The organism is Deltaproteobacteria bacterium, from assembly GCA_021737785.1.
Lineage (GTDB): Bacteria > Desulfobacterota > DSM-4660 > Desulfatiglandales > Desulfatiglandaceae > AUK324.
In genome coordinates, this window is record JAIPDI010000047.1 from 26,767 (window position 1) to 42,712 (window position 15,946).

The following is a 15,946-nucleotide window of genomic DNA, read 5'->3' on the forward strand; positions in this document are numbered from 1 at the left end:
GTTTCACGCCAACGGCCCGGTGCAAAAAAAAATCCCCGGACCGAAATTGATCGATCCGGGGATGTCCCTGTTTTATCCGCAAGATCCAGCCGTCACCCACAGTCCGCGAAGGTTACAGCTCCCGCTACAATCCAGGCAGGTCTTCTGACTCCCCTCCCCTTACAGCGGCCTTCCCATCAGTCACTCACCTGGCACCTGAGTTCTGACAGTGGCACAATATGCTGAAAGGGTTCCCTCCTCTTCAGGTCCAAAGAAAGAGGGAGAGGGTCACAGCGGCGGGCCCGTCCCGTTTTTTACGGCGTTCCCTATTAAGCTCTAAACGAGCACCTAGACTTGCACATGAGAATAGAGAAATAGATAAACGGATGTCAAGAAAAATTCTGCGGGCGTCCTCCTTATCTTGATTCAAAAGATTTCACCGTCCCACAGCATTTCCATAAACTCTCTTGCGGGAACAATTTCTATATCATCGTCAGTCATTCTCGGTCTATCCTCGCAACAAACGATGAGCCTTCGCTTAATGGCGGGGTGATCAAGCTTCAGGCTTCGGAGGCCTTTGAGGTGATCCGCCGAGACTTTTCGGACGGCCTTTGATTCCACGGCGAACTCCATGTCGTTGATGATAAAATCGACTTCCGTACCGCCCGCAAGTCGCCAATAATAAAATTCTGCAAATGCCTCGTTATATGCATTATAGGCGCTCAGTTCATGGAAGCACCAGTTTTCAAATGCTTTGCCGAACAATTCTGACCCCTGTTCGATGTGCCCCCGCTTGGCCAGAAAATTGACAACCCCCACATCGGAAAAATAGAATTTCGATGATGCAGCCACTCGTCTCTTGGGACGTTTTCGATAACTGGGCAGCCATTTGCCCAACAGGGTATCTTCCAGGATCTCAAAATATCCTTTGATGGTCTGGCTGGAAACGCCGCAGTCGCGGGCAATGGTGGAAAAGTTGACCGTCTCCGTGTCGGAAAGTGCCGCCATATTCAGAAAACTCGAAAACACAGGCAGATTCCGCACCAGTCCCTCGGCTGCGACTTCCTCTTTCAGATAATCGGCAACATAGGCATTCAGTAATCGATCCGGCCGGTCGGCAAGATATATGGGGGGGAGGTATCCGTTATTCAGAAGCCTGTTCAGATCAAAGTCAGGGCCCAGTTCTGCAGCGCTGAAGCCGAACAACTCATATTGGATGGCCCTGCCGCCCAGGAGATTGGCGTGGCCGCGTCTGACCTTTCTGGCGCTTGATCCGCAAAGGGCAAAATGCATATGGCGGTTTTCGTGCAGCCAGTGGACCTCATCAAGAAGGGGCGGCAGTTTCTGGACTTCGTCGATCACGACAAACGGCATGGTTCCCACACGGGGCGTTTCCTGGCGGAGGAATTCAGGATGGTTGAGATAGCGGCGAAACACTTCAGCCTTTAGCAGGTCGATCCACACCGCGTCAGGATAGACGGCCTTCAGGAGCGTTGATTTGCCTGTCTGGCGCGGCCCCCACAAAAAAAAATGTCTCCTTGCCTGGAGGCGGCAGGTTCAGTTTTCTCTGGATCATTTGCGGTACCTCGAAAACCAGGTGTTACTTGAAAATATCATGAAAATTTCAATTGTCAATGTATTTTTGAAATTGAAACCTTTTCGATTCATCCTCATCACCCTCCTTGGCGGGATCACGCGCTGCGACTGCGGCGGCAGACCAGGGCGATCATCTCCTCCCCATCGAGATCAAGCCGGGCAAGACGGTTTCCGAGAATTTCTTTAAGGGGCTCAGGTTCTGGTCCCGGATCTCGAGGGCCGAGGCCAAGGAGAGGGTACTGGCGTATGGGGGATGATATGAATCAGGGACTCGGAATAATGCGTGACTTTTTTGTGCATGGCCACACTTCCTGTTGACACCTGATACGTTCCTGGTTACACTGAAGTCGCATGATTCAGAAATTCAAACATCGAGGGCTCAAACGATTATTCGAATCCGGCATCACCAGTGGTGTTGATCCTCAACAGGTAGCGCGAATCAGGAAGATTCTCGCGCTCCTTGAAACGGCTGAGACGCTTGAAGATATGGATTTGCCAGGCCTGGGTCTCCACCCGCTCAAGGGAAATGGTAAAGGCGCTTGGGCGGTCAAGGTCAGTGGGAACCGGCGAATTACATTCAAGATTCAAAGCGGTGATGCATTTGATGTAAATTATGAAGATTATCATTAGGAGGAAAAATGGCTATGCATAATCCGCCTCACCCTGGCGAAATTATTAGAGACTTTTGCGTTGAGCCACTACGTATCAATGTCACCGAAGCGGCAAGGGCGCTTGGCGTTACAAGAAAGACATTTTCGGCACTGTTAAATGGGAGAGCGGGAATTAGCCCTGAAATGGCATTGAGATTGTCAAGGGTCTTTGGCCGGTCACCTGAAGGTTGGCTCAAGCTTCAGCTCCAATACGATCTCTGGAAAACAGAGCAGTCCATTGATATTGGCAATTTAAAGCGTATTGCAACCGCTTGAGTCCATTTTTCCGGCCCTATCCGTTTGATGTATGACCCCGTATAATCACTTGTACTGAGACAGAAATGATCAGATACAAACAGATCCAGAAGACAATAGAGGAACCCGATGCGGTGATCTGCGACGTCTGCAAGCGCGAGTATGCAGCCGACGACCTCGAAACCCAGGAATTCCATCATGTTAAATTCATCGGCGGCTACGCGTCGGTTTTCGGCGACGGAACCCAGGCGGAATGTGACATCTGCCAGCACTGCCTGAAGAAACTCATCGGAGAGCATTGTCGGCAAACGGACGCAGCCAATCATCTGCATTCCAGAGGAACTAATGGGGAAAGGCTGAGCAGAGTGGGTTCATATGTATGCCGTGATTGAGAAAAATCGGTTGAAGATATCCGTTGCCGAGTTCTACACCATGGATTGGTATAGGAATGACCAGTTTCTTTCACGGAGTGAAAAACATGAGATTGATTACGGCTATCTTGAAATCGACATTCATAAAAATGGCAAGAAATACCTGACAGGGTTTGTCATCGATCCTCGGGAATTCATTGTGGATTATATCTCGCATCAATACAAGAAGGATTTTCAAGCCCCCAAAAGCATACGCTCCGTATCTCTGGATGCCGGCAGGCATATTCAAATGTTCACGGTGGACTTCCTGAAAGCGCACTCTTTTGTCATTGATGGGATGGAGAAGGATCTCATTTTCCCGCAATTCTGCAGACATAAAGGGGACCTCAAAATCCAGGGTTTTGATGTGCTGGATCTGTTTTCTATGATCCGGTATCTTTCGGACCGATTCAACTATAAGGAGACAACGTTCATCCGGCAGGGGGACATGGCCTACGATCTCAAAACACGTCGAAAAAGAAAGATCATGCTTGGGCAGAAGAGGAAAAAGAAGGTATCCTAATCCTCGGACAGGATAAAATAGGCGTGGCGGCCTGCTGGCGCGGGTGTGGAATCACAATATCTCATTTCGGAAGGTGGCGCCTGGCAAAGTGAATTACACAGACGAAATAGAGAAGCGGGCCGGTTGGCTCACGCCGGCCATCTGGTTGTTCGCTCACCTCTTTTACCGTCACAGGCAGCGGCGCTGGAAGGTGCTGATCGAGGAAATCAGCTGTGCCACTAATGTCGGCAGAGGCCTGAACATGCCAAAATAAGTCAGGCAATTGAGATAAGGGCTGTCCTAAACCTACAATTAGACGCATCAATCCTTACAATCAGCCGAAATGAAATCCAATGATTTATATCCGAGATACCTTCCCCCGAAGGTAATTGAGGTCCTTGACCCGTGTGATTCTGAAAGGATACACGGTAAAAACAGGTTCGATGAGAATGCGGCCCGGGTCCACACCGGATACCCCTAAATCCCTTCGCTATTTCAACTGATTTTCCTTGACTTTCTACAGGTTAGCAGTATGATTTTCCATAATTACCGAATTCCCGGCATCCTTACATCTTGAACCTTCGGCTTTTGGGTTTGACCTTTGACCTTTGAGCTTTCAGCTTATGTGCTATCCCCTTAAATATCCCATACGCAACTCCTGACGGGTGCCTTTCCGGCCAATTGGGAGCGCAATCTTCATCATGAATCCGCGGGATCAGCCCCCCGCCTCAATTGTTGGTTACCATTCTGTTCACCAACTACCCGGAGAAAACTCTCCAAAACGCGATAGACTTGACAAAGTTGATCAGCTTGACAAAAAAAACAAATCGTGATATTTAGTCAAGCATGCAAAATGTTATTGAAATACTGACTCTCACTGAACTTCCTCGCATGCTGGCTCGACTTCTGGAGTTGCCACAGGAACAGGTCAGCATCCCGGTGAGCGAAAAGAGGCCTGGTCCTGACGTTCTGGTAAGGGCCGGTGACTATATGTTTCTTGCGGCATCCAAGGGTTCGAGTGCGCGAGCGCCCCTGCTGTTGGCTGTGAACAGGCTTAAAGAAAAGAGAGGTGAAAAGGAAAAAGATGCGATTCCTCTCTTGGTTGTCCCATATATGGGTGAAACGGGGCGGCGTTTTTGTGAGGAACAAGGGATAGCATGGATTGATCTCTCGGGAAATGCTCATATCAAGGCTCCGGGTTTGTTCATCGATGTTCAAGGAAAGCCGAATCGATTCAAGAGCGCCGGCCGACCTTCGAGTATTTTCGCCCCCAAGAGTTCTCGGATTGTGCGTCACCTGTTGAGCAAGTCGAATAGGCGCTTCACTCAAAGGGAGTTGGCTCTAACTACCGGTCTGGACGAAGGATATACGAGTCGGATTGTTCGAAGGCTCGAAGAAAACGGTTTGGTAGAGAGGGATGAAGACGGCCGGTTGAGACCCAGAGATCCGGACCAGTTGCTTGATGCATGGCACGAAGTTTATGCTTTTAGCAAACATCACATCATCAAGGGACACGTGGCCGCCCGCTCTGGCGAGGAACTTCTCTATCGAATAGCCGACGTGCTGGGAAAGCAAGGCACAGACTATGCGGCCACCGGCTTGGGCGCTGCCTGGCTTTACACCCACTTCGCCAACTTCAGACTTGTTACCTTCTATCTTTCCCATCCTCCGGTAAATGAATTCGCCAGCGCGCTCGGTTTCCGTGAGGACCATCAAGGCGCCAACACCTGGCTGGTCGTTCCTAACGACAAAGGGGTTTTTCATGGTTCAGAGGCCCGGGACGGTATTGTGTGCGTACATCCGGTACAGATTTATGTCGATCTGAAGGCCCAACCTGAAAGATCTGCTGAAGCGGCAATGAGACTGCGTCAAGAATATTTGAACTGGAAACAGGATGCCTGAAAAACCTTCATTCGCTTTTGACTATTCCAAGGAACAGGCGGAGCTTGTGCGAGGAACCTGTCTTTACGTCGCGACAAAACTCGGAGATCTCCTGGATGAACTCGTCGTTGTTGGGGGCCTTGTCCCCTCACTCCTAATCCCAGTGGAATCCCTTCAGAAAGGCGAAAACAGCCACGTAGGGACCATGGATCTCGACCTAGGGCTTTCTTTGGGAATGCTGAACGCGGATCGGTATGAGGAACTTACCGGAAGACTCCGTCGGGCAGGCTTTGAACCGGATGTGAATGAAGCTGGGAACCCGACCTTTCAACGGTGGAAGATCGGTGCGTCAGGTCGCTTAAAGGCGACGATCGATTTTCTTATCCCCCCGAGTCATGAACAAGAAGAAGGAGGTAAGATTCGACATCTCGAGAAGGACTTCGCAGCGGTGATAACCCCGGGCCTTCACCTCGCATTCCAGGACAGACAGGAGATTTTACTGGAGGGCAGTACGATCCTGAGGGAAAAGGCAAGCCGTGATATATGGGTGTGTGGACCCGGAGCCTTTATCGTGCTCAAGGTCCTTGCCTTCGGTACCAGGGGGGAAAACAAGGATGCATATGACCTCTATTACGTCCTTCGCAACTATGGCTCTGAGATCCAAGACGTCGTAAGCCACATCAAGCCGATCCTGTGTGACCAGAAGGTTCGCGAGGCGCTTCAGTTGCTCCGCCGCGACTTCTCTGACCCCGGCGGAGTGGGACCTCGCCGGGTAGCCCAATTCCTCCATACCGGGCACAACGTTGAATTGCAGGCGGATGTTGCAGGTTTTGTGCGCGAACTTCTGCGCCAATGCAAGCTCCCCTGATAACCGTGGAAACCAAAGTGGGGTCATGATGAATACCTGCCTGACAGGGCCTTTTGGGCCTGTTGGGAAGGAAATCTTCATCGGAAATCTGCAACCGTATCGATCCGTTATCGGCCTTCGAAAATGGATAACGGCCAGCTTCAGGGGTTTCACCTTTTGGACGAGAATGGCAGCGAGGGGAGGTGCCTGGTTCGGAAGAAGCGATACTCACGTGATATTATCCGGTTTTCCGGTTAACCTTCGGCTCGTGAGGTTATGCGGCTAGATTTTTAAGGATTAGCAGAAAACGAACACTTTTCTTTTGCTTTTTTTGAGATATGCAGAAACTTCACAATCACTTGCTGGGGGGCAGTACCAACCATTTCTTAAATGCTCCATGGCTACAAGAAGGAGGAGTCGTTGCGACCAGGCTTTAGTATTCCTATCGACATCCAATCGATGCACTTAAGTAAGGGGGCAAAAGAGCAGGTTTCTGCTGCCGATCCTGAACAAGTTGGTTCGTGCGTATGGTTCGTGACGCCAATCTCCCCCAAAAGCTTTGAGCCCAGCACCTGTCAAGTAGCAACACGCCTAGGTGATGCAAGAATCCGCTTCCTTATCGTGAAAAACGAACAGGAAGATCTGATCTTTCAGGCTTCAAAGAATTTTGTATTTGTCACGGACGAGAATGGAAAACCATTCGTACCCACACGTTACCTAACAGACAACCGCGGGCTTTACCCCTGCGTGGCTGTAGAAGCCTGCTTCCCAAAGCGCTTGGACGGAGACACTATACGGGCGCCAGATACTCCATTTACCGAAGAGGATCGGGAACGCATGGAACTCCTCGGCATTGATCCGATGCCCGAGAAGCTCGCCGCACTTTCTGCGACAAATCGTGCTATCAAAGAGCTCGGATTGAACGACGGGAAGGCGATCTCAGCTGAGGAGGTCACGGCACTAATCACTACTCATGGCCTCAAGGCAACCCAGCGGCTTCTTACCCAAACCACCAGCCTAGTTACAACCAGAAGCGCCTACAAGGATGCAGCAGAGGAGTATTACTTAGGCAATGTGCGCGAAAGTGTATCCGTAGCTCTGGCATCCCTAAAGGCCCTACACCCTTCGGCACCATCTAGCGAAGTTGAACTGCATTCCCTAGTATTGTCGGCCGTCGATAAGGTTCTGGTTCATCATATAGAAACAAGGCGATTGATTGAGCCCTTTTGGGATGGTTCGCGCAAGATTAAATTGAACAACCAGGAAATCGAAATCCCAAAAAAACCAAAAAATGAAACGGAAATTCAGCCGATCCTGCATGTGTTTTTACAGATGGCACTTGAACCATTTGGCGTACATGTTATTCGGGAGAGCGACGAAGGGTCTGGGGCACTGGATTTTCGTTTCTCCACAACGAACGCGAATTCTGAACTTATTTCCGTTGCTGCTGAATTTAAACTCGCGCACCATAAAGAAGTGAAGGTCGGGATTACTCGCCAACTGCCGCGTTACATGGATTCGATACCATGCTCACACGGCGCTTTTATCCTTATGTGGTTTAAGGACGAGGGTGGCAAATATTTCAGGGAGCCTAAGTCACATCATCTGGAAGAGGCACGAGAGTTTGTCAGCAATTTGGCCACCCGGCCTGACAATGCGGCCCACGTGATCGCTGCTCGAGTTATAGATTGTTCAGTGAGGCCCTCCGCATCAGGACTAAGATGAGTATCTCGCGCCGACTGCTGCAGACGCCCCAACGATGGCCTGAACCGGACGCGAAACCACGCAGGACACATTGTTCGGTGCTTTCCGAAGCTTCACTGGCCGCGTGGTTTCACGCCGGTTAGGCCCGGTGTTATACATTGAGGAAACTGATGAACTTAACGCAAAGAAATCGATTTCTTAAAATTAACAATGAGCTGATAGAAGAAGGTAAATCAGTTGTTGCCTCTAAATTTAATACAAATGTTATTGGTGCTCCGACGTTTGTCGATCTGCAAAAATTGCATAGGTGGTGGGGTAAAGTAAAATCATTTGGTCACCAGTTAGGCCTTGCTGCAAAACCTTGGCAAGAGGTGTTTTCTGCTAATCCAGAAAGAAATACATTGGTTTTTGCTCTTACTGTTATCGGGACATTGGAAGCAATAGCTCATGAGTTTGAAAATGACCATCTTGAAACTTTCTCTGGTATAATTAGGGCCGAAACACTGGCAGATTTGATTGAGCAAGGAGAGCACTTGTTGGAAAGTGGTTATCATCTTGCAGCGGGCGTAATAGGGCGCGCAGTTTTGGAAGAACATTTGCGTAGCACATGTGCAAATTTAAATTGTACCCCTACAAAGAAACGACCTACCATTAACGATTTCAATATGGCCCTTTATGGCCTTCAACATTATACCAAGGTTAAGATGAAACAAATTGATGTTCTTGCTACCATTGGAAATAATGCAGCACATAATAGTCCGGATTTAGATCCATCAGATGTGAAAAAGCTATTAGCCGATTTGCCCGAATTAATTGAATCAACCCGTGTATAATCGGGTAGCCGGGGGTTTTTCTCCCCCAGCCCCACACCACCCCTCATGCGGGTCCGCAAGGGGCGGTTCACAGAGATAATCCCGCAAAGCGGGAGTAATGAATTGGTATCGTTCAAAAGGTTTGGCATGGCCTAAAAAAGCTGTTTGTGTGAAGACAGCAAATTCGTATTCAAATCAGCTTGGAAATGGCCCATGAATTCCCTTAGCGGTGCCTTTGGTCACAAGAGAAGATAGACTTCTCAAGACCTATAATATTTAGGAAATACAGTAAGTTACATTTCGTAGAACAGCTTTTGAAATCTTCATCCCTATAAGAATGTTTAACTGCAAGACCGGCGCGTATCCAGCCTGTCGTTCCGTGCATATGAGAACTCGGGCTTTCTGTCAAAAAATACAAATGCCAAACCTTTTGAACGATACCAATGAATTTTGGATCGGGCGATTCCATGACGTGCCTCATGGCCACTCCTCCATTCGGATTCTTTGTGTCATGAGAACTCATAGAAGCTCCTTTCCTGCTCTGTGTTCGGCCCTTCGCCATGTCCCCCGGGCATTGGGCTACTATGGCCTCGGCTGACTTCTGCCCCATCATTTTACAGGTTACCCGGTAAGGCGCCATGAGGGCTCACGATGGGAGGCTATCGATTATTCGTTATTCCTGAGCACCGTCAGGACTCATCATCGGCGACAGCCACCGATGATACCAGGACCTTGGTTCCCCGGTTGGGTCCGAGCCGGGAGCTACCATGTGAGAGGCTCACAGCAAGTGAGACAGATCTCCCCGGATAAGAACGTGAACTTTCGCTACACAGCCGAGGCATTTACCCTATCTCCTGAATCCGGGGCTTCGTTATGTTGTGCTAACTTACCCTCAGACTGGGCCTTGTATGTCCCGCTTATCAGCGGGATTCGTCGGCTCATAGTCTTGCACTCGGGCTTCCTCCGGACGGTCCCTCGCGGTTCCGCCCTTGCCGTCGGCTAATACTTTTGCTAATATGTTCAAAATCTTAACAGGATTCACGTATAGGGGACTTTCACCCCATAAGTTCACGCCCATGCCGGGCGTACACCAAAGGGTCAACACGGACTCGCTGAAGCTCGCCGGTTACCCTCAACGTTAGGCATAATAAAATATCAATGACAGAATTGGGAGTACGATTATCATGATTGAATCTCTTGGCCCATTAGTTTCACTGTTTAAACTTTTCACACAAGGTGTTGCCGAATCTTGGAAGGCGATTAAATCCAGTAGAGATAAGGCGATACAAAGAAAATTCATTGAAATACAGCTTTCTCTAGAGGACACCATTGAGAATGCGGAACGGCTTTTTGTTATAATTGAGAGGTCGCGTGATAAAGATGAAAAGGACAACGGGTATTTACTTGAAGAATTTAAGAGTGGTCTCTATGCGCAGATTCAACGACTTAACATTTTTATAGATCAAATCACAGATCGCACTTCGGGAGAAATTCTGAAGCTTTTCGCTCCGGATCTTAGAAGAAAGATTTCTCTTCTCATACAGTCAAAAATGAGTGCGATGTTTATAGTCTTACGAGGTATGTACGACATCGAAGAAAAAGCAACAATTACAAAAGAGGGCATTACTGCAACGATTCAAACAGCATTGCTAAATTGGAATCACGTGAAATTCGTTGCTGGAGGCGAATCATATCTCCGCGAACTGGGACAGCATAGCAAAAATACCAGCCTCGTGTTGTCCGACCATCTGCAGGAGCAGAAAAAAGTAATTGAAGATTTGATCGAGTGCTCAAATGATTTCTCTAAATTTCTCAAGGAGCACGTCAGGTTGCCAGACGCTGTTAGCGTACTAAGAAAGGGAAATTAATACGTACTTTTTGTTTAACCATGGATGACATGATGGGAGTGCGGAAAAAGTATCGGATTCAGGCAAGCACGACGACCAATACGTACGTCTACTGCCGGGTCGCCGCTCGTGACGCGTTGAAGAAGGCGCAGGAGCAGCAGCAGGGGTGGTTCTACTTCGCGATGATGGCGGGAGTATTCGCTGCGTTCACCGTCGAAGGATACTTGAACCATCTTGGACAGAAGCGAGTACGCGACTGGAGCGAACTCGAGAGAAAGCTCGGCCCTCGAGAGAAGTTGCTGTTGCTCCGCGACAAGCTCCATCTGTCGGTGGATATGGCTAGGCGCCCTTTTCAGACGCTGCGCGACATGTTGCGTCTGCGCGGCGCTTTAGCGCATGGGAAGACTCGTACGGTGCCAAGCGACCGTGTGGTCGGCGATCCAGACGACGAAACGGCTCGATACCCTCAGCCGGACTGGAAGAAGTTGTGCAGCCTTGGCTCAGTTGAGCGTATGGTCGAAGACGCGGAGAAGATGGTCCGACATCTGTGTGCCGAGTCGGGATCGAAGCGTAATCCCTTCGCGAGCCTGGGCGAAGGAAGCAGCGGAGTTGAGGAAATTAAGGCTGAGTAGGAGACGGGCGTCGCATAATCGGGTAGCCGGGGGTTTCTCTCCCCCAGCCCCCACACCATCCCTCATGCGGGTCCGCAAGGGGCGGTTCACAGAGATAATCCCGCAAAGCGGGAGTAATGAATCAGCCAGAGGCTGATAAATGTTCATCCCAGTTGAATGGGGTTCCCTTCGGAAAATTCAACGGGGTGAACCCACAGCTCTTTGACAGATAGAAGCCCTTGATCCAGGAGTCACGCCTTTGGCGTGATCATACCGGTCTGGGTGGCAAGAGTCTGGGCGAGATGCCAGGGACCTTGTCGGCTGATGGCAATGCGTACTGTGACAGCTTAGCCGGCAAGGCACCATGAGGGCTCACCAGGGGAGACTGTCGATTATTCGTGGTTCCCAAAAGGACTCATCACCGACGACAGAGACCGAGGATGCCTGAACTTTGTTTCTACGGTTAGGTCAGGACCCTGAGTTACCTGGTGAGAGACCCACAGCAAATGATATAGATCTATCCCCCATAAGGACGTGAATCAACACAATCTCGTTTAAGAGCGGGGCTCATAGTTTCGAGCAAAGGACAAAATATGAAGCACTTAATATTGTTTCTTATCGTCTTATTGGCAGCGGCAGCGTGCACGCCCTTTTCCGGTCCTGAGACATTGGGCGAATTCAAGAATAATATTCATTGTCTTGAATATAAACAGGGTATGCCCTGGAATGAGATCAAGAACTCTTTGGGCACTCCAGAGGTTACACCAATACCTCAGATAGACTCAGGCCTGAGCCAAAATGCTAGAATATACAAAGGCAAAACAGTTATCTTTTATACAAAGCCACAAAAAATCGAAAAGAATGGCAAGATGCGATTCGAGGAGGTAGTCTACAAAATTGAGGTGTGTAAATAGAGGTAAGAAAGGAACTTAACATGTTCGGCATAGATGACCTCATTAGAAAGGCTGAGGGAAGATTTCAGGTCTATAAGGATTACAGGCTTGTGGCAGAAAATGACTTCACAAGCAAGCCCACAATCTGCATACCTGATATGCATCTCCTTGAAAAGGGACCGAATGATGATTTTAGAGATAACAATCCTCATTATGAAGAAAGATTCATAAGTTTTCTTGATTTCTTGATAAATCTCAAAAAAGAGGTGGAAATCGATATCGTTCAGCTCGGTGACATGTTTGATCTGTGGCAGGCGAAGGGCAATACCAACTTGATTGTAGAGGCTTATCCAACCATCACTGGGTTAATTCAAGAATTGAGGTGCACTTGTGTGGTCGGCAACCATGATATTGATTTGGTTGAATGGTACAAAAATGAGAAAGAATCGTTCGGAAGAATCTGGAGGTTCTATTCAACAGTTAGTAATAAAAAAACAGTAATTTACGAACATGGTTTTCAGGCAGATTTTGCCAACAACCAAAAAAGCTGGACTGGTGTAATTGGCCGAGAGATCACAAAAGTTGTCAGCATGATGGAATACATCTATCCTGATATCGATGTCATCTTGGGTTCGGCCTGGGATTCGATTCTTAGGATTTTCAAAAAGTACAATGTGTTCACTCCTGTAAAAGATCCTTATGGGTTCCAGGCGGACCAATTCCTTAAGTATTATCTGAGCCTCATGAAGAAGTATAACTCAGGAAAGACCCTTGATGCCGAAACACCGGACGAAATTGACCTAAGATTGGCTGTGTTTGGCCATACTCATTTGGCGAAACTTGTGCGGGTGCCGGATGCAGGAAGAGTCTACTATCTGATGGACTGCGGGTCCTGGGTAAATGGCGGCCACGAGGTAGGTTTGATAGCTGCCAATGAAATAGCGGTATGCAGATGGACAGGAGCTGAATGAATAGGCTTCTGATCTCTCAACCGTTTGAAGGAACGTTCATTTAAAATTCAGTTCTTATGCCTTGGGGTTTCGCCAAGACAAGCTATTGAAATGAATCAATGAAGTGAAGATATTGCGGGGTGAACATGCGTCCATACCGTTCAACCCCGATATTGCCAATGCCTTCTTCCGTGCAGGAGAAATTGAGTCGTGGGGATGCCCGCTGCCCTGAACCCCGATTGCACTATGAGCCGAACGAATTTCTGTTGGAATTCCCATTTGCGGAGGACTACCTGCGTGGGTTGAATCTGGATCAGAGCAATGAAGGGGATATGAAAGTTTCGGCAGAAACTTCGGTAGAAACGCCGGAAATGTCGGCAAGAACGTCGGTAGAAATGACCGAAACGTCGGTAAAAACGTCGCACGCTTTCCTCAAATATGACGGCTGGCTACGAGCCTCACCCAGCAGGTTTCCAACGGCGGGGCTTTTGGGATACCGGTCTGAGTAGCTGGCATTTGGATTGACAGCTATAATGGGTACCGTTATAATATAATCCATGATAAAATCGTTTCACGGCCAAGGTACCGAAGACATATTTGATGGCAGAAACTCGGGGCCGGCGAGGAGTTGTTGCCCGCGCTTTTTGTGGACGATTGCCCAACGTAAGCTGGATCAAATAAATCGTGTCCGAGAAATCGGAGAGCTTTCCATCCCACCGGGTAATCGTCTGGAACGTCTTCGCGGTGACAGAGAAGATCAATACAGCATCCGGATAAACCAGCAGTTCCGGATCTGTTTCAAATGGGAGGATGGAGATGCCTACGAAGTCGAAATCGTCGATTATCACTGATCATGATGTGAACCGGCGCTTGCCAAAGGAGCGTCCGCCGACACACCCCGGCGAGATGTTGCTGGAAGAGTTCGTGAAGCCCTTGGGAATATCTCAGAGTCGGTTAGCTATTCACCTCGGCGTGTCATATCCGCGACTGAACGAAATCGTACGCGGCCGCCGTTCCGTGACGCCGGATACCGCATTGCGCCTGGCTAAAGTACTGGGCATGCCGGCTGATTTTTGGCTTGGTCTTCAGCAGGATTGGGATCTTTGGCATGCCATGAACGGGCCGGGAGCAGAAGAAATCTCACGCCTTGAACCGATTCCCCGTTCAGCTTAACCTACAGACTTTGAGTTGATCTCTTCAGTGGCACAAAAAGGGAACATGGAAGATCATATTGCCAGTATCAAAAGGATAATGCATTCCATATCGTGCCCATATCACGTGGTGGGGCTGACAGCGAAGAGAACCTCATTTGCACTTCCATGCTAAGGAATTCTGCAAAGGCAAACTGGACTCTCGAGGAGTTGGGCTGGCAACTTCATCCTCCCGGGCGTTTTGAAGAGTGGGATGGTCTGACAGGCCTGTTTATCCGTTTTGTCAAACGGAAACCAGATATGTTATCCACGCGTTATCTGAGGTCCTGGCATAAGGCCGCTATTTTGGTCCTCAATGCGCCGTAACCATAACCGATGTCTTGGACCCCAGGTAGGTTTGGGGGTTGAATGGACAGGCCTCACCACATCTTTTTCAGGGGGTCAAAATCAATCGGACGAGGATGGGTTTTAAGGTTATCAAAGGCAATTATGGCAAAAACGAACCCAAAATGGATGAAGGTTGACGTGGCTGTTGAATTCTGGAGAAATAAGCTGGACTGGAGATGACGATTGATGACACGAAAGAAAAAGGGCGAAAACAAGCGGCCGATTGAGTCGTATGAGCATACGGACAAGCAGCGGGCCAACAATCCGCCGGTAGGGTTGGTGACGCCGGAGACGGACCCGGATGCGGGCGCGAAAATGGGGTATGCGTACGATCCGCATCTGGACCCACAACCCGTAGGGGCAGGGAAGGCCGAAGAACCGAATAGAGGACACTTATGCCGCGATTGACGGAGCAGGAACAGCAGGAGATTATCCGGTTTATTGAGGCGGATAAGCCGTTGCCGGAGAAGTATCGGTTTCTGCTATTTGAGGAAAAGTGGGTGGTGGGGCTGGACTGGAGCGGAAAGACCGGGGAGGCCTGCGATATCGTTCTCCCCTTTTAGACCATTGAGCAGGTAGACGAGCCGAGGGTTGAAAAGCCGACGGAAACGGCCGTGCAGATGGGGCTTTTTGCTGAACGGCTTGATATTCTTGGATTTGAGCTATAGATGGATTGCAGTCAAGATGCTGATTATTTTCGGGCAGGATACCATGACCATTGTGGAGGTTTCGCTATAAACGGGAAATCCCTCTCGGCGGATGATGTGATCCGTGAACTCCAACGTATCAAAGATCAGTTGCGGACCAAATACGGTGTAACGAGGATCGGCGTTTTCGGATCGTTTGCCCGGGGGGAAAGAGGCATTGACAGCGACGTGGATATCGTTGTCGAGATGGAGCCGAACCTGTTCCTGAGGGCCGTGCTCAAGGCGGAATTGACGGCGCGTTTTGGCAAGCCTGTGGATGTCATCCGATACCGCCGAGGAATGAACGAGCGCCTCAAGAGACGCATCGATCAGGAGGCCTGCTATGCGTGATTATTGTTCCGGGGAGATACCCGATGCCCCTGCATCCTGATTTCCCACCTCGCCCAATGCGATTCTCGATCCGGAGTTGAGATGGTTTCCCGCGGACGAGGCCCTGCGGGAGACCACCATGGACAAGCTCATGCCGCCCTTGCCGTCCTGAATTCGCAAAGATGGCGCGCGCGGCTGAGACAGTGGTGCGAGGATATCAACCGGGTTCAGTCCGATTTTGTTTGCGATTTTGTCTACGTGGATGAAGAGGGCTTCCGGAAGTATCAGCCCAAGACCTTCGAGCAATTGATGAGCGGGTTTAGACCCTTAGTTTGTAACTTCTCTGCAACATGCGGAGATCTTTTTGTAATCTAACCTTGCTGACATATTAAGGTTTTCTGGTAGTAGTCGTTATATGCGATGATGATGGACGATAGAATAGCATGGCCTTTTTG

The 15,946-nt window shown here is 49.3% G+C and carries 16 protein-coding genes, 3 pseudogenes and 1 riboswitch; of the genes and pseudogenes, 18 read left to right on the forward strand and 1 reads right to left on the reverse strand.

Going from position 1 to position 15,946, the window contains the following annotated elements:
• Window positions 1–116: 116 nt before the first annotated feature.
• Window positions 117–346: riboswitch (cobalamin riboswitch) on the reverse strand.
• A gap of 59 nt (window positions 347–405) precedes the next feature.
• Window positions 406–1,555, reverse strand: a pseudogene (locus K9N21_19150) (AAA family ATPase).
• Window positions 1,556–1,661: 106 nt separating this feature from the next.
• Here K9N21_19150 and K9N21_19155 point away from each other — a divergent pair.
• From K9N21_19155 to K9N21_19240, 18 genes and pseudogenes are all read left to right on the forward strand, one after another.
• Window positions 1,662–1,832: a hypothetical protein gene (locus K9N21_19155; protein MCF8146031.1), complete on the forward strand. Its 171-nt coding sequence runs from the start codon at window positions 1,662–1,664 to the stop codon at window positions 1,830–1,832.
• A 94-nt stretch (window positions 1,833–1,926) separates the two neighbouring features.
• Entirely contained in the window at window positions 1,927–2,205 is a 279-nt protein-coding gene (locus tag K9N21_19160) for a type II toxin-antitoxin system RelE/ParE family toxin (GenBank protein MCF8146032.1), read from the forward strand.
• Window positions 2,206–2,213: 8 nt separating this feature from the next.
• Window positions 2,214–2,501 carry a HigA family addiction module antidote protein gene (locus tag K9N21_19165; protein ID MCF8146033.1) on the forward strand — a complete coding sequence of 96 codons (288 nt, stop codon included), beginning with the start codon at window positions 2,214–2,216 and terminating at the stop codon, window positions 2,499–2,501.
• 65 nt (window positions 2,502–2,566) lie between these two features.
• Window positions 2,567–2,872: a hypothetical protein gene (locus tag K9N21_19170; GenBank protein ID MCF8146034.1), complete on the forward strand. Its 306-nt coding sequence runs from the start codon at window positions 2,567–2,569 to the stop codon at window positions 2,870–2,872.
• Entirely contained in the window at window positions 2,856–3,413 is a 558-nt protein-coding gene (locus tag K9N21_19175) for a hypothetical protein (GenBank protein MCF8146035.1), read from the forward strand. Before K9N21_19170 ends, K9N21_19175 begins: the two co-directional genes overlap by 17 nt.
• Before the next feature lie 825 nt (window positions 3,414–4,238).
• Window positions 4,239–5,294: a winged helix-turn-helix transcriptional regulator gene (locus K9N21_19180; GenBank protein MCF8146036.1), complete on the forward strand. Its 1,056-nt coding sequence runs from the start codon at window positions 4,239–4,241 to the stop codon at window positions 5,292–5,294.
• Entirely contained in the window at window positions 5,287–6,141 is an 855-nt protein-coding gene (locus K9N21_19185) for a hypothetical protein (protein ID MCF8146037.1), read from the forward strand. The genes K9N21_19180 and K9N21_19185 overlap by 8 nt, the downstream gene beginning before the upstream one ends.
• A gap of 399 nt (window positions 6,142–6,540) precedes the next feature.
• Window positions 6,541–7,845, forward strand: a complete 1,305-nt coding sequence (locus K9N21_19190; GenBank protein MCF8146038.1) for a hypothetical protein — start codon at window positions 6,541–6,543, stop codon at window positions 7,843–7,845.
• 149 nt (window positions 7,846–7,994) lie between these two features.
• Window positions 7,995–8,657, forward strand: coding sequence for a hypothetical protein (locus K9N21_19195; GenBank protein MCF8146039.1), 663 nt, complete (start codon window positions 7,995–7,997; stop codon window positions 8,655–8,657).
• 1,163 nt (window positions 8,658–9,820) lie between these two features.
• Entirely contained in the window at window positions 9,821–10,504 is a 684-nt protein-coding gene (locus K9N21_19200) for a hypothetical protein (GenBank protein ID MCF8146040.1), read from the forward strand.
• Window positions 10,505–10,524: 20 nt separating this feature from the next.
• The gene (locus K9N21_19205; GenBank protein MCF8146041.1) at window positions 10,525–11,115 is read left to right on the forward strand and encodes a hypothetical protein; all 591 of its coding nucleotides are present in this window, start codon (window positions 10,525–10,527) and stop codon (window positions 11,113–11,115) included.
• Between the two features lie 572 nt (window positions 11,116–11,687).
• Complete coding sequence (locus tag K9N21_19210; protein ID MCF8146042.1) at window positions 11,688–12,008, forward strand: hypothetical protein; 321 nt, start codon at window positions 11,688–11,690, stop codon at window positions 12,006–12,008.
• A gap of 20 nt (window positions 12,009–12,028) precedes the next feature.
• Entirely contained in the window at window positions 12,029–12,958 is a 930-nt protein-coding gene (locus tag K9N21_19215) for a metallophosphoesterase (GenBank protein MCF8146043.1), read from the forward strand.
• Between the two features lie 536 nt (window positions 12,959–13,494).
• Window positions 13,495–13,788, forward strand: a complete 294-nt coding sequence (locus K9N21_19220; GenBank protein MCF8146044.1) for a type II toxin-antitoxin system RelE/ParE family toxin — start codon at window positions 13,495–13,497, stop codon at window positions 13,786–13,788.
• On the forward strand, window positions 13,754–14,110 hold the full coding sequence (locus tag K9N21_19225) for a HigA family addiction module antidote protein (GenBank protein ID MCF8146045.1): 357 nt from the start codon (window positions 13,754–13,756) through the stop codon (window positions 14,108–14,110). Before K9N21_19220 ends, K9N21_19225 begins: the two co-directional genes overlap by 35 nt.
• Window positions 14,111–14,658: 548 nt before the next feature.
• A pseudogene (locus tag K9N21_19230) lies at window positions 14,659–14,850 on the forward strand (hypothetical protein).
• A gap of 20 nt (window positions 14,851–14,870) precedes the next feature.
• Window positions 14,871–15,107 (forward strand): annotated as a pseudogene (locus K9N21_19235) (site-specific DNA-methyltransferase).
• Between the two features lie 36 nt (window positions 15,108–15,143).
• Entirely contained in the window at window positions 15,144–15,512 is a 369-nt protein-coding gene (locus tag K9N21_19240) for a nucleotidyltransferase family protein (protein MCF8146046.1), read from the forward strand.
• The last annotated feature ends 434 nt before the right edge of the window (window positions 15,513–15,946 follow it).

Bases quoted from the DNA above. Each gene is read 5' to 3' on its own strand.
- K9N21_19240 (MCF8146046.1), top strand. From the start codon at position 15,144: ATGGATTGCAGTCAAGATGCTGATTATTTTCGGGCAGGATACCATGAC.
- K9N21_19200 (MCF8146040.1), top strand. From the start codon at position 9,821: ATGATTGAATCTCTTGGCCCATTAGTTTCACTGTTTAAACTTTTCACA.
- K9N21_19215 (MCF8146043.1), top strand. From the start codon at position 12,029: ATGTTCGGCATAGATGACCTCATTAGAAAGGCTGAGGGAAGATTTCAG.
- K9N21_19160 (MCF8146032.1), top strand. From the start codon at position 1,927: ATGATTCAGAAATTCAAACATCGAGGGCTCAAACGATTATTCGAATCC.
- K9N21_19165 (MCF8146033.1), top strand. From the start codon at position 2,214: ATGGCTATGCATAATCCGCCTCACCCTGGCGAAATTATTAGAGACTTT.
- K9N21_19180 (MCF8146036.1), top strand. From the start codon at position 4,239: ATGCAAAATGTTATTGAAATACTGACTCTCACTGAACTTCCTCGCATG.
- K9N21_19225 (MCF8146045.1), top strand. From the start codon at position 13,754: ATGCCTACGAAGTCGAAATCGTCGATTATCACTGATCATGATGTGAAC.
- K9N21_19220 (MCF8146044.1), top strand. From the start codon at position 13,495: ATGATAAAATCGTTTCACGGCCAAGGTACCGAAGACATATTTGATGGC.
- K9N21_19195 (MCF8146039.1), top strand. From the start codon at position 7,995: ATGAACTTAACGCAAAGAAATCGATTTCTTAAAATTAACAATGAGCTG.
- K9N21_19175 (MCF8146035.1), top strand. From the start codon at position 2,856: ATGTATGCCGTGATTGAGAAAAATCGGTTGAAGATATCCGTTGCCGAG.
- K9N21_19170 (MCF8146034.1), top strand. From the start codon at position 2,567: ATGATCAGATACAAACAGATCCAGAAGACAATAGAGGAACCCGATGCG.
- K9N21_19185 (MCF8146037.1), top strand. From the start codon at position 5,287: ATGCCTGAAAAACCTTCATTCGCTTTTGACTATTCCAAGGAACAGGCG.
- K9N21_19210 (MCF8146042.1), top strand. From the start codon at position 11,688: ATGAAGCACTTAATATTGTTTCTTATCGTCTTATTGGCAGCGGCAGCG.
- K9N21_19205 (MCF8146041.1), top strand. From the start codon at position 10,525: ATGGATGACATGATGGGAGTGCGGAAAAAGTATCGGATTCAGGCAAGC.